This is a genomic window from Luteibacter sp. SVR4-7G, from assembly GCF_056755555.1.
Window position 1 is genome coordinate 18,710 of the sequence record NZ_JBPGXO010000007.1, and the last position, 12,812, is coordinate 31,521.

Consider the following 12,812-nt stretch of genomic DNA (forward strand, 5'->3'; position numbering starts at 1 on the left):
ATTATGTCACTGGCTGCCCGGTCCGCCCATGTTCACCATCACGCGCAGGCCGATCACGATGGCGTTGGCCGGCACGCGCTTGACGCCGGCGGTGTTGCCGAGGATGTCCGGATGCACGATGTACTGCAGGTTCGGCACCAGGCTCACCACCGGGAAGAGCTTGTAGCTGTAGTTGAGCTCGGTCATCCACTCGTTGCGGGCGAAGTGATCGTTCGTGCCGCTGTTCTTGTGGATCAGGTCGTCCTCGAAGCCCACCGCCTTGCGGCTGAAGCGGAACAGCGTGGCCTGGAAGCCCAGCGAATCGGTGGGACGCGCCGCGGACAGACCGGTCCAGAGCAGGCCGAAGGTCGACTGCAGCGTGTAGTTCTCGGCGTTGTCCATCGGTCCGGTGATCGAACCGAACAGCGCGAGGTTGCGTGTGTTGCGGGTCGGGTCCGGCTTCCACACGACCTTGTCGGCGAGCAGGTAGAGACCGTAACGGCCGCCCTGGTAATTGCGGGCGGCGCCGCCGACGAGGCCGCGATGCAGGCCCTTCGTGTTGAGTTCGGGATCGGTGAACGGGGCCGAGTTGTACCAGCCGCCGATCATCAGGTGCTTCGGATAAGGGTCGTTGGCGAAGGTCGTTCCGTACCCGACTTCGACCGGGATGAGCACGCCCGTGGCCTTGCCGATACCCCAGTCGAGGCCGTTGTTGTTGCGGCGGTCCGGATTGATCTCGAACGCGCCGATGGACACGTAGCGCTCGTCCGGCTGGTACTTCACGCGCGCCCCCCAGTTCACATAGGGAAAGCCGGTGAAGCCGCCGGAGGTGTTGGTGAGCTGGTACGGGCAGTCCGGTGCGCTGACGAAGCGGCAGCCGTAAGTGGAACGGGCGAACTGCCAGGTCGCATTCATCCGGCCCGCGAGCACGTTGATGTGGCTGCTGGAAAACTGCTGTTCCCAGGTCAGCTGGGCCAGTTCCCACTGGCGCTTCGGATACCAGTAGCCCTGGATCTTCTGGACCACGCCGATATCGTCCGCCGCCACGCTGTGGCCGTAATAGCGCGCGAACGTGATGTGCATCTTGCCGCCTTCGATGCCGGCGAGCTTGGCCATGTCGAGGTCGGCGCCGCCTACCGCGCCGCCGCCATTGGTCGCGCCGAGCCGCTCGCCGCCGCGGACACTGCCCGCCCAGTCGTTCGCCCAGACGAAACGCAGCGACACGCCTTCGTCGCGGAGCCGGTCGACAGGCCCCTTGTCGTCTTTCGTGGCGGCAGGCGCGGTCTGGCGTGGCTGCTGCGCATCCGGGGTGCTCTGTGCGAGAGCTGCGGACGCGAACAGGGTGGCGAACACGGTGATGGCGAAGCGTTGGAACGTCATGGCGGAATACCCCCGAACCCGCCGAAACGCCGACGGAGCGGGGCGATGCTCGTCGCCGTGGGCGGCGGGAACAACGCGATCATGCCACTATCAGCTATGCATCGCATGCATGACTTGCATTACGTCATGAGCATTGTGCATTGCACAAAACCGGCAGGTCGCATTATGTCGCGGATATGGGCCGTGCTTGCCGCAACGCGTCAGCCCCGGCCGCGCTTCCTACAGCCAAGTCCGGCGGGCCTGGCGCGCGTAGAATTCCGGGACGCGGGATCCCAATCGGTGAGCAGACCCATGAGTGAGAAATCCGTCCCGGGCTACGAGCCCTACGAAAGCCCGGCGGGTGGCTGGGGCGCCCTCGGTGCCGTAGCGAAAGCCATCAGCGGGCAGATGGCGATAGCGCGCGAATCCATGGCGCTGCACAAGGTCAACCAGCCGACGGGCTTCGATTGCCCCGGCTGCGCGTGGCCCGACCCGAAAGAAACCTCATCCTTCGAATTCTGCGAGAACGGCGCGAAGGCCGTCTCCTGGGAGGCGACCGCGAAGCGCGTGCGGCCTGAGTTCTTCGCCAGCAACAAGGTCGCGGACCTGTGGAACCTGACCGACTACGCCCTCGAGGGCCTCGGCCGCCTCACCCATCCGATGGCTTACGACCGCGCCAGCGATACCTATAAGCCGATCGCGTGGGACGAGGCATTCCAGCGCATCGGCACGGCGTTGCGCGCCCTGCCCGATCCGAACATGGCCGAGTTCTACACCTCTGGCCGCGCGTCCAACGAGGCTGCCTTCCTCTACCAGCTGTTCGTCCGCGAGTACGGCACGAACAACTTTCCCGACTGTTCGAACATGTGCCACGAGGCCACCAGCGTGGGGCTGCCGCAGTCGGTCGGCTCGGGCAAGGGCACGGTGGTACTGGACGATTTCGAGCATTGCGACGCGATCTTCTGCATCGGCCACAACCCGGGCACGAACCACCCGCGCATGCTGTCCACGCTGCGCGCGGCGTCGCTGCGCGGGGTGCCGATCGTCGTGCTAAACCCCCTCCCCGAGCGCGGCCTGGAGCGTTTCACCTCGCCGCAGCATGCGGTGGAAATGCTTACCGGCAAGTCGGTGCGCATCGCCTCCACCTACTACAAGCTGAAGATCGGCGGCGACGTGGCCGTGCTCAAGGGCATGATGAAGGCGCTGCTCACGGCAGACGAACGCGCCATCGCCGCGGGCATGCCGGGCGTGCTCGACCGCGATTTCATCGCCGCCAACACGACCGGCTTCGAGGCGCTCGCCGAGGATCTCGCCCGAACCTCATGGAACGCCATCGAGCGTCATTCCGGCCTTACCCGCGCCCAGATCGAAGACGCGGCCGACATCTACGCCAAGGCGAAGAACGTGATCGTCTGCTACGGCATGGGCATCACCCAGCACGCGCACGGCACGGAAAACGTCCAGCAGATCGCCAACCTCCTGCTCTTGCGCGGCAACATCGGCCGCCAAGGCGCGGGCATCTGCCCGCTGCGCGGACACAGCAACGTGCAGGGCGACCGCACAGTGGGCATCACGGAAAAGCCGAACGAGGAGCTCAACGAGGGCATTCGCCGGACCTATGGCTTCGAGCCGCCGGTCGAGCATGGCCACGACGCCGTCGCCGCGGTGATCGCCATCCGCGAGGGCCGTTCCAAGGCACTGGTGGCGCTGGGCGGCAACCTCGCCGTCGCGATGCCCGATACCGAAGAAACCTTCGAGGCGATGCGCAAGCTGGACCTCGCCGTGCACATCGCCACGAAGCTCAACCGCTCGCACCTGATCCTGGCGAAGGAGTCGATCATCCTCCCCTGCCTCGGCCGCACCGAACTGGACGAGCAGGCCACCGGCCCGCAGGCCGTCACGGTCGAGGATTCGATGTCGATGGTGCACGCCTCCGCCGGCACCCTCACGCCGGCCTCCGAGCACCTGCGTTCCGAACCATGGATCGTCGCCGGCATCGCCAAGGCGACCCTGCCGCACACACGCGTGGACTGGGGCCGTCTCGTCGGCGACTACAACCTCATCCGCGACGACATCGAGAAGGTCTTCCCGATCTTCCGCGACTTCAACCGCCGCGTGAGCGTGCCCGGCGGCTTCCGCCTGCGCGTGGCGGCGAGCGAGCGCGACTGGGCCACGCCGGACAAGCGTGCGCATTTCCTCCTCGCCCAGGGCCTCGACGAAGATCCGCCGGCGGACGCGGACGGCCTGATGCTCACCACGGTGCGTGCGCACGACCAGTACAACACCACGATCTACAGCCTCAACGACCGCTATCGCGGCGTGAGCGGCCGCCGCGACGTGGTCTTCATGCACCCGAACGACCTCGCCGCGCGGGGGCTCGCGCACGGCGACCGCATCGACGTATTCGCCACCGGCGTGAACGCGGCCGACGGCAAGGAGCGCGCCGTGCGCAACTTCGTCGCCCTGGCATATGACATTGCCGAAGGTTCGGTCGCGATGTACTACCCGGAGGGTAACGCGCTCATCGCACTGGAGAGCCACGACCGCCGCTCCGGCACGCCAGCGTACAAATCCGTGCCCGTGCGCATCGAGGCGGCGGCCCTGGCAAAGGCGGCGCATGCCACCTGAGAGACGCCTCCCCGCCGGCTGCGCCACGCGCCCCGTGATCCGCTTCGAGCGGGGCCGGCGCAACGAGGACGACGACCGGCTGGCCGAGGAAGTGCCGGTCGCGATGCACTTCGACGGCGAGCCGTTCGCGGTGATGATGACGTCGCCGGACGACCTCGAGGATTTTGCGCGCGGCTTCGCACTGACCGAGGGTAAGGTCGGGACGGTGCTCGACATCGCGGACATTGAAATACGCGAAGTGCTCGAAGGGATCATCGTCGACGTACGCACTGTTGGAAGCCGCTTCAGCGGCGAAAAGGGCTCGCCCGGGTCCGCCAACATCGCGGGGGAAGCCGGCTCCCACCCAAGGCGCGAACTGCCGGGCCGCAGCGGCTGCGGCATCTGTGGCAGCCGGGAACTCGAGGACGTGGTGCACCACCCTCCCCCGGTTGCCGCCGGCCCCGTCGTCGGCGCCGATGCCATCGAACGCGCGCTGGAATCGCTGCGCACGCGCCAGCCGGTCAATGCCTTCACCGGATCGGTCCACGCCGCTGGCTGGGCCTCGGTCGACGGCACGATCGTCGACGTGCGGGAAGACGTGGGCAGGCATAACGCGCTCGACAAGCTCATCGGCGCGATGCTCGCCGCGAACGCCGATCCGCGCGACGGCTTCCTGGTGATCACCAGCCGCGCCAGCTACGAAATGGTCACCAAGGCCGCCGTCGCGGGCATGACGATCGTCGTGGCGATTTCCGCGCCCACCGCGCTCGCGGTGCACCTGGCGGAAGATTGCGGGCTGACGCTGCTCGGCTTCGCGCGGCCCGGCCGCTTCAACATCTACAGCCGCCCCGAGCGCATCGCCTGAAAGCCCCGGGGTCCTAACCCCTGCGGCGGCGCAGGCTGTCTTTCACGTCGACGTCGAAGCGCACCGTCGTCGCCACCGTGTCGTAGCCCGGGATGTCGAAGACCAGGCCGTCCTTGCTCGGCAGGCGCGACTGCAGGTCGCGCAATGCCTCGCGCGGCACCTCCATCCGCCATTCGTGCGCCGTGCCCGACAGGGTGCAGCCGTTGTCGGTGGCGTCGATCGCATAACGCATGGTGAAGGCCCTGCCGAACGCGGTGGATCCGAGCAACGCGATGTCCTGGAGCAGTTCGCTCAGTTCGTCCTCGTCGATCCGCACGCGGATCGTGTCCTCCTCCAGTTGCACTCTCATGCGTTCGCCTCGCGCCATTCATCGGGGGTATTGCAGTTGACCAGCAGCCGTGTGTCCAGACCGTCTAGCGGCAATGCCGTCGCACCGAGTCGTGCCTGCAGCGCGGCGATCGAACAGCCGCGCCCGGGCCGGGTCATGAGTTCATCCAGGGCTTCGCGCGCGGCGGCGTGCATGCTCAGGCGCATGGGCAAGGGATGGTCCTGCCAGTGCGTCGCGGCAAGGCTGCGCTCGCCGAGCAGCGGCGCGAGGACCGCGCTGCCAAGCCGCGGCATGTCCACCGGTACGACGAGCCATTCGCCATCGGGCAATGCATGCATCGCGCTCGCGATGCCGCCGACGGGCCCCGTCCCCGGCCAGCGGTCCGGTATGCCGCCCGCGCGGGTGCCGCTGATCGCCACTCGCTCCGCACCGGCATCCCGCAGCGCCTGCATGGTTCTTTCCAGCAGGCTGCGACCGTCGATACGCAGCATCGCCTTGTCTTCGCCCATGCGCGAAGAACGGCCGCCGGCAAGTACGAGGCCCACGATCATGTGGCATCCGCCGGATCGAGGGGCCACGCATTCGGATAGGGAATCATGCGTAAAGCGTAGCGCGCCCCGCGCGTCCCGTGTAGGAGCGCGCACCGCGCGCGACAGCCTTTCGCCCCGGTCCCGAACCTGGCGCGCCAGCTCCGGCGCACGGCCTCAACACATGTCGCGCGCGGTGCGCGCTCCTACATGGGAGGGGCCTTTGGGCCCCTCCCTCCTCTTCACGCCGAACGGCGGGACGGTTCCTGTGTCACCGGGCGGTAGGCGTGGAAAGCTACCGTCGCGGAGGCTCGTCCCTGGCTCAACGAGCGCAACGCCGTGCTGTAACCGTCCAGCTGGGCCAGCGGAACATCGGCTTCGATCTCCGTGCGCTCCATCCGGTCGACCAGGTTCACGATCTGCCCGCCGCGGCGTTGCAGGTCGCCCAGCACGTCGCCGACCGCCGCACCCGGCGCGCTTACGGAGACGCGCATCACCGGCTCCAGGAGCACCGTGCCCGTCGCTTCCAGCGCCGATTTCACGGCGATCTGCGCAGCGCGGTGGAAGGCCATCTCGTTCGAATCCACGGCATGCGCCTGTCCATCCAGCACGGCTACCGACGCACCGACCACCGGATACCCGCGCGGTCCTTCCAGCAATGCCGAAGCGACACCCTTCTCCACGGCGGCCTGGAACTGCTTCGGAATCACGCCGCCAGTGGTGCGGTCTTCGAACGCGTTGGACGCGCCACCGTTCGGCGTGATCGACAGCACGACGCGCGCGAACTGGCCGCTGCCGCCCGTCTGCTTGGCGAGCTTGCCTTCGACCGCGCCCGATGCGGCGGCCGGCGTCTCCTGATAGGCCACCCGCGGCGACCCGGTGCGCACCTGCACGCCCCATTCGCGGCGCAGGCGCTCCACCATCACCTCGAGATGGAGTTCGCCCATGCCCCAGACCAGGGTTTCGCCGGTGTCCGGGTCGGTGCCGACACGGAAGGACGGATCCTCCTGCGCCAGGCGCGCCAGCCCATTGCCCAGCTTGAGCAGATCGGCCGAGCGCTCGGGAGACAGGCGCCACGACAGCACGGCAGGCTGCGCCTGGATCGTCTCCAGCCGCGCATGCCGGTGCGCGTCCGACAAGGTCTCGCCGGTGGCGACGTCCTTCCAGCCCGCGATGGCGACGATGTCGCCCGCCTCCGCGGATTCCACGGCTTCGGTGTCTTCCGCGCGCACCACGGCGAGGCGGCCGATGCGCTGCACGCGATCGGTACCGCTGCGCCATACGGCATCACCGACATGCAGGCGACCCGCGTAAAGCCGCACGAAGGCCAGCGGTCCATGCGCCTGGTTCACAACCTTGAAGACGAGCGCGGCCAGCGGCGCTTCCGCATCGGGCGCGATCGTGATGTCGCCGTCGTCGGTGTGTGCGACGACCGCGGGACGGTCGAGCGGCGATGGCAGGTACGCCACCAGCGCATCCAGCAAGGGCTCGATGCCGACGTTGCGGAACGCCGAGCCCGGCAGTACCGGCGAACCCGCGCCCGCGAGCGTGCCCCGCCGTAGCGCCGCGGCGAGCGCGGCGGCGTCGATGGGCTGGTCGGCGAGCCACAGTTCGGCCAGCGCCTCGTCGCGGTCCGCGACGGCCGCGACGAGTTCGGCGCGTGCATCGCGATAGGCCAGGCGCTCGCCGTCGTCCCAGGCATGCGTGCTCGGATTGCCCGCGTCGTCGAAACGCCAGATGCGCTCGGCGACGAGGTCCACGAGGCCGGTCATGTGCTCGTCCTCGACGAGCGGACGCGCGACCACCCACGGATTCGCACCGAGCTTGTCGCGCATCTGCGCCACCACGGCGTCGAAGTCGGCGCCGGGCCGGTCCATCTTGTTGACGAACGCCATGAGCGGCACGCCATGGCGGCGTGCTTGGTGCCACACGGTTTCCGATTGCGGCTGCACGCCGGCAACCCCGGAGAACACCGTCACCGCGCCGTCGAGCACGCGCAGCGAACGCTCGACCTCGATCGCGAAGTCGATGTGCCCCGGCGTGTCGATGAGGGTCAGGCGATGCGGCTGGCCGCCTTCGGGCGTCCAGTTCGCGCGCACGGCCGCGGCGCCGATCGTGATGCCACGCTCGCGCTCCAGTTCCATGTGATCGGTGGTGGTCGCGCCATCGTGCACCTCGCCCGTACGGTGGATCGTGCCGGTCTTGTAAAGGAGGCGCTCGGTAAGTGTGGTCTTGCCTGCATCGACGTGCGCGATGATGCCGAGGTTGCGCCAGCGGCCGACGGGGATACGGGTTTCTCGGGTAGTGCTCATGGCTAGGGTTCCTGGAGGCAAAAAAAAAAGCACCCTTGCGGGTGCTTTCAGGTTCTTCGAGGCCGGAACGCCGTCTTACGACAACGTAGCTCCATGCACGGCGCACGCGCACCCGCGACGCGCCCGTGGGGCGATCGTTGGCATGTGCATCAAATCGTGCTTGCAGCGGAACATGGCTGTCTCTCTTTCGTTGATCGCGGCTATTTGAGGGCGCCCCCGCCGGTTTCAAGAGGCGTTGTAGAAGCGACTGACCATGGGGTGTGGGAGCCGCTTCAACGGCGATGGGTGCTCGCGGCAAGCTGGCCCGCTGCCGCGGGATCGCCGGCATAGCCGGCTCCCACAACGCATCCCGATACAGGGCCGCACCGGCCACCAGGTAGTAGGGGCAGGTGCGAGCCCCTTGAAGATAGCCTTGGCTGGTATATGTAACGTCTACGCCATTACGGCAGGCACCCACCTCCCGACGGAGTTCCGACCATGCGCTACGTGAAACTCGGCCGCACCGGCCTCGATATTTCTCCCCTCGTGCTGGGCTGCATGACGTACGGCGTGCCCGGGCGCGGCACGCATGAGTGGACACTGGACGAGGAAGAAAGTCGTCCGTTCATCCGCAAGGCGCTGGACCTGGGCATCAATTTCTTCGACACCGCAAATTTCTACTCCGACGGAACGTCGGAGGAAATCCTGGGCCGCGCACTGCAGGATTTTGCGAGGCGCGACGAAGTGGTGATCGCCACGAAAACCTTCTATCCCTGGCGCGAAGGCCCGAACGGCGGCGGCCTTTCGCGCAAAGCGATCTTTCATTCCGTGGACGACAGCCTCCGCCGTCTCGGTACCGACTACATCGACCTGCTGCAGATCCATCGCTTCGACCGCCACACGCCGGTGGAGGAGACGATGGAAGCGCTGCATGACGTCGTCAAGGCGGGCAAGGCACGCTACCTCGGCGCGTCGTCCATGTACGCGTGGCAGTTCGCGAAGATGGTGTACACCTCGCGCCTGCACGGATGGACGGAATTCGTGAGCATGCAGGATCACTACAACCTGCTCCAGCGCGAGGAAGAGCGCGAGATGATCCCCTTCTGCATCGACCAGCGCATCGCCGTGCTGCCGTGGAGTCCGCTGGCCCGCGGCCGCCTCACCCGCGACTGGGACGAGCGCAGCGCGCGACAGGAAAGCGATGTGTTCGGCAGCACGCTGTACAACGCCACCGTGGAGTCGGACAAGGCGATCGTCGCAGCGGTGAAGAGGGTCGCGGACGGGCGGGGCGTGCCGCGTGCGCAGGTCGCGCTTTCCTGGGTGGCGCACCGCCAGGGGGTTACCGCGCCGATCGTCGGGGCGACCAAGCCGCACCATCTCGACGATGCCGTGGCGGCGATCGACCTCGTCCTCAGCGCCGAAGAGACGGCGCTCCTGGAGGAGGCCTACGGGCCCCACCCCATCGCAGGATTCTGAGCCTCCGTACCGCTCCCGCCCTGTAGGAGCGCGCCTGCGCGCGACATCCTTTCGCCCCAGTCCCCAGCCTCACGCGCCAGCCCAACGGCATGGCCCCAAAAGATGTCGCGCGCGGGGCGCGCTCCTACAACTTCCGGGCCTGGCGCCTGAATATCCATGCAATCGTCACCCCCTGGCGCTACCCTTCCCGCTGCAAAACGGACCGGGGGCGTGTATCATGGCGCGCCCCTTTTATCTCTTTATCCGTAAAGAAGGATATATCGCCCCGATGAGCAACTACCTCTTCACCTCCGAGTCGGTCTCCGAAGGCCATCCGGACAAGATCGCCGACCAGATCTCGGATGCGGTCCTCGATGCCATCCTGGCGCAGGATCCGCGGGCACGCGTGGCCTGCGAAACGCTGGTGAAGACCGGCGTGGCCATCGTCGCGGGCGAGATCACCACCAGCGCCTGGATCGACCTCGAGGCACTGACCCGCAAGGTCATCCTGGACATCGGCTACGACTCCTCCGAGGTCGGCTTCGATGGCGAGACCTGCGGCGTGCTTAACCTCATCGGCAAGCAGAGCCCGGACATCAACCAGGGCGTGGACCGCAAGAAGCCGGAAGAACAGGGCGCGGGCGACCAGGGCCTGATGTTCGGCTACGCCACCAACGAAACCAGCGAGTACATGCCGGCGGCGATCCACTACGCCCACCGTCTCGTGGAGCAGCAGACCAAGGTTCGCAAGAAGAAGAACTCGCCGCTGCCGTGGCTGCGCCCGGACGCCAAGAGCCAGGTCACCCTGCGCTACGAGAACGGCGAAGCCGTCGCCATCGACGCGGTCGTGCTCTCGACCCAGCACGATCCGGACGTGAAGCAGAAGGACCTCATCGAAGGCGTGCGCGAGCTGATCCTGAAGCCCGTGCTGCCGGCGAAGCTGCTGCACAAGGGCACCAAGTTCCACATCAACCCGACCGGCAAGTTCGTCATCGGCGGTCCGGTGGGCGACTGCGGCCTCACCGGCCGCAAGATCATCGTCGACACCTACGGCGGCTGGGCCCGCCACGGTGGCGGCGCGTTCTCCGGCAAGGATCCGTCGAAGGTCGACCGTTCGGCCGCCTACGCCGCGCGCTACGTGGCGAAGAACATCGTGGCCGCCGGCCTCGCCGACCGTTGCGAGATCCAGGTCAGCTACGCCATCGGCGTGGCCGAGCCCACCTCGATCTCGGTGACCACCTTCGGCACCGGCAAGATCTCCGACGAGAAGATCGAGAAGCTGATCCGCAAGCACTTCGACCTGCGCCCGTACGGCATCATCAAGATGCTCGACCTGGTGCACCCGATGTACCAGCCGACCGCCTCGAACGGTCACTTCGGCCGCAAGCCCTACGAGATCACCGACAAGAACGGCAACACGTTCACGGCGTTCTCCTGGGAGAAGACCGACAAGGCCGAGATCCTGCGCGATGCCGCGGGCCTCGGTGCGAAGGTCGCGCGCAAGTAAGGCGGTCTCGCCTGCGCTATCGGACGGGCACCTTCGGGTGCCCGTTTTTTTTAGGCCTGTCACGAGCACTTCATCGGCCCGGTGCGACACCTAGGGTTCCCCACCCCGGAGAGTCCGCCATGAACCGCCGCCCCGTCCTCGCCATCGCCTTCCTCGCCGCCACGCTGGGCCTCGCCGCGCAGGCCCAGGAAAAGGACAGCCAGGGCGGTACCGCCACGGATGCCGGCTTCTTCAAGAACGCCGGCGCGTCCGGGCTGGCGGAAGTCGAGGCAAGCCAACTCGCGCTGAAGCAGTCGTCGTCGGCCAAGGTGAAGAAATTCGCGCAGATGATGGTGGACGACCACACCCGCGCCAATGAGGAACTCGAGGGATTGAAATCGGGCGACAAGGGTTATGCGCTGGTGCACTCGCCGATGCCGGACAGCGAGAAGATCATCGATGCGATGTCGCGCATGCAGGGCGCCGAATTCGACAAGGCCTACGCGAAGATGATGGTGGCCGACCATGAAAAGGCGGTGGCGATCTTCGAGACCGAGATCGAGAAGGGCTCAAGCCCGCAATTGAAGGCGTTTGCGAAAAGGACCCTGCCGACCTTGAAGCACCACCTGGAGCTGGCGAAGGCGCTGCCGTGAGCAGCGCGTTGTAGGAGCGCGCCTTGCGCGCGACATCTTTTCGCGGAGAGCAGCAGGCCCTGCGGCTCGCGGCCTCAAAAGACGTCGCCCGCAAGCGCGCTCCTACATTACTTATGCGTTGCGGTTGGAGCCTGAGAGGACGTCCACCCAGACGGCCAGCACCAGGATCACGCCCTTGATGATCATCTGCCAGGAATTGTCCACGTCCATCAGCTGCATGCCGCTGTCGAGGCTGGCCATCACCAGGGCGCCGATGAGCGCACCATAGACCGTGCCGGAGCCGCCGCGCATGGAAGTTCCGCCGATGAAGCACGCCGAGATGGCATCGAGTTCGCCGCCCGTGCCCGCCGAGGGCGAACCGGAACCCGTGCGCGCCACCGTGATGATGCCCGCGAAGGCGCACATCAGGCCCATAAGCGCGAAAACCACCAGCTTCACCCGCGCCACGTTCACGCCGGACAGGCGGGTGGCTTCCATGTTGCCGCCGACCGCGTAGATGTGCCGGCCGAATACGGTCTGCGTCGACACGTAAGTGAACGCCGCAAGCAGGCCGAGCAGGATCATCACGGGGATGGGAATGCCATTCGCGTCGTTGAGCATGCGGATGAAGCCCGCGATGAACGCGCCGATGGCTACCAGTCGCGCCACGTCGATCCATACCGCCGCCTGCTGGAGTCCCAGCCTGGAGCGGCGCACGCGCCGGCGCACGGTGAGTCCGACCATCACCAGGAAGATGACGGCGCCGATCCAGCGCGACAGCGCCTGCGGCACAAAGCCCTGACCCAGTGCGATGAGGTCGTCGGGCACGGGGGCGATGGTCGAACTGCCGGTGATGTTCAGCACGATGCCGCGGAAGGCGAGCATGCCGCCGAGACCGACGATGAACGAGGGCACGCGCATCTTCGTGACGATGAAGCCGTTGAAGGCGCCGAGCAGCAGGCCGAGGACGAGCACCGCACCGATCGCGGTCCAGGTTCCCCATCCTTCGTTCACGGTGAGGATCGCCACCACACCGCCGAGCAGGCCAAGCAGCGAACCGATCGAAAGATCGATCTCGCCGGCGATGATGACGAACACCATCCCGCAGGCGAGCATGCCGGTGATCGCCATCTGCCGGAACAGGTTGGAAAGATTCCCGGGCGTGATGAAGGTCGAGTCGGTCTTCACATGGAAGAACACCCAGATGATCGCGACCGCGATGAGCAGGGCGAGGATCTTGTAGCGGACGAACAGTTGCTGGACTTTCTGTGCCTGCATGGACG

The 12,812-nt window shown here is 66.8% G+C and carries 10 protein-coding genes; 5 read left to right on the forward strand and 5 right to left on the reverse strand.

Translation table 11 applies throughout. The annotated features are described in order from the left end of the window. Positions 1 to 6 precede the first annotated feature (6 nt). Positions 7 to 1,359 carry a carbohydrate porin gene (locus tag ACR9ZH_RS04215; protein ID WP_481289502.1) on the reverse strand — a complete coding sequence of 451 codons (1,353 nt, stop codon included), beginning with the start codon at positions 1,357 to 1,359 and terminating at the stop codon, positions 7 to 9. Between the two features lie 291 nt (positions 1,360 to 1,650). On the opposite strand from ACR9ZH_RS04215, the gene ACR9ZH_RS04220 reads away from it, so the two are divergent. After that, entirely contained in the window at positions 1,651 to 3,966 is a 2,316-nt protein-coding gene (locus ACR9ZH_RS04220) for an FdhF/YdeP family oxidoreductase (RefSeq protein ID WP_481289503.1), read from the forward strand. Beyond that, positions 3,956 to 4,810 (forward strand): formate dehydrogenase accessory sulfurtransferase FdhD, encoded by an 855-nt coding sequence (gene fdhD / locus ACR9ZH_RS04225; RefSeq protein WP_481289504.1) that lies wholly within the window; start codon positions 3,956 to 3,958, stop codon positions 4,808 to 4,810. The genes ACR9ZH_RS04220 and fdhD overlap by 11 nt, the downstream gene beginning before the upstream one ends. A 13-nt stretch (positions 4,811 to 4,823) precedes the next feature. Here fdhD and ACR9ZH_RS04230 read toward each other — a convergent pair whose 3' ends face one another. From ACR9ZH_RS04230 to fusA, 3 genes are all read right to left on the reverse strand, one after another. After that, positions 4,824 to 5,159 (reverse strand): hypothetical protein, encoded by a 336-nt coding sequence (locus ACR9ZH_RS04230; protein ID WP_331546050.1) that lies wholly within the window; start codon positions 5,157 to 5,159, stop codon positions 4,824 to 4,826. Further along, complete coding sequence (gene mobA / locus ACR9ZH_RS04235; RefSeq protein WP_481289505.1) at positions 5,156 to 5,689, reverse strand: molybdenum cofactor guanylyltransferase; 534 nt, start codon at positions 5,687 to 5,689, stop codon at positions 5,156 to 5,158. The genes ACR9ZH_RS04230 and mobA overlap by 4 nt, the downstream gene beginning before the upstream one ends. Before the next feature lie 218 nt (positions 5,690 to 5,907). Then, positions 5,908 to 7,977, reverse strand: coding sequence for an elongation factor G (gene fusA, locus ACR9ZH_RS04240; protein WP_481289506.1), 2,070 nt, complete (start codon positions 7,975 to 7,977; stop codon positions 5,908 to 5,910). Positions 7,978 to 8,454: 477 nt separating this feature from the next. Here fusA and ACR9ZH_RS04245 point away from each other — a divergent pair, with 477 nt between their 5' ends. From ACR9ZH_RS04245 to ACR9ZH_RS04255, 3 genes are all read left to right on the forward strand, one after another. Then, positions 8,455 to 9,432, forward strand: a complete 978-nt coding sequence (locus ACR9ZH_RS04245; protein WP_481289507.1) for an aldo/keto reductase — start codon at positions 8,455 to 8,457, stop codon at positions 9,430 to 9,432. Positions 9,433 to 9,700: 268 nt separating this feature from the next. Continuing rightward, complete coding sequence (gene metK, locus ACR9ZH_RS04250; RefSeq protein WP_481289508.1) at positions 9,701 to 10,918, forward strand: methionine adenosyltransferase; 1,218 nt, start codon at positions 9,701 to 9,703, stop codon at positions 10,916 to 10,918. A 119-nt stretch (positions 10,919 to 11,037) separates the two neighbouring features. Continuing rightward, positions 11,038 to 11,550: a DUF4142 domain-containing protein gene (locus tag ACR9ZH_RS04255; RefSeq protein WP_481289509.1), complete on the forward strand. Its 513-nt coding sequence runs from the start codon at positions 11,038 to 11,040 to the stop codon at positions 11,548 to 11,550. A 111-nt stretch (positions 11,551 to 11,661) separates the two neighbouring features. On the opposite strand, the gene ACR9ZH_RS04260 is transcribed toward ACR9ZH_RS04255, so the two are convergent. Next, a complete protein-coding gene (locus tag ACR9ZH_RS04260; protein WP_481289510.1) occupies positions 11,662 to 12,807 on the reverse strand; it encodes a sugar ABC transporter permease in 1,146 nt (381 codons plus the stop codon). Positions 12,808 to 12,812 lie beyond the last annotated feature (5 nt).

Excerpts from the sequence above, each read along its gene's own strand:
- ACR9ZH_RS04260 (WP_481289510.1), bottom strand. The coding sequence starts at position 12,807 with ATGCAGGCACAGAAAGTCCAGCAACTGTTCGTCCGCTACAAGATCCTC.
- ACR9ZH_RS04255 (WP_481289509.1), top strand. The coding sequence starts at position 11,038 with ATGAACCGCCGCCCCGTCCTCGCCATCGCCTTCCTCGCCGCCACGCTG.
- ACR9ZH_RS04215 (WP_481289502.1), bottom strand. The coding sequence starts at position 1,359 with ATGACGTTCCAACGCTTCGCCATCACCGTGTTCGCCACCCTGTTCGCG.
- ACR9ZH_RS04245 (WP_481289507.1), top strand. The coding sequence starts at position 8,455 with ATGCGCTACGTGAAACTCGGCCGCACCGGCCTCGATATTTCTCCCCTC.
- mobA (WP_481289505.1), bottom strand. The coding sequence starts at position 5,689 with ATGATCGTGGGCCTCGTACTTGCCGGCGGCCGTTCTTCGCGCATGGGC.
- fdhD (WP_481289504.1), top strand. The coding sequence starts at position 3,956 with ATGCCACCTGAGAGACGCCTCCCCGCCGGCTGCGCCACGCGCCCCGTG.
- ACR9ZH_RS04230 (WP_331546050.1), bottom strand. The coding sequence starts at position 5,159 with ATGAGAGTGCAACTGGAGGAGGACACGATCCGCGTGCGGATCGACGAG.
- ACR9ZH_RS04220 (WP_481289503.1), top strand. The coding sequence starts at position 1,651 with ATGAGTGAGAAATCCGTCCCGGGCTACGAGCCCTACGAAAGCCCGGCG.
- metK (WP_481289508.1), top strand. The coding sequence starts at position 9,701 with ATGAGCAACTACCTCTTCACCTCCGAGTCGGTCTCCGAAGGCCATCCG.
- fusA (WP_481289506.1), bottom strand. The coding sequence starts at position 7,977 with ATGAGCACTACCCGAGAAACCCGTATCCCCGTCGGCCGCTGGCGCAAC.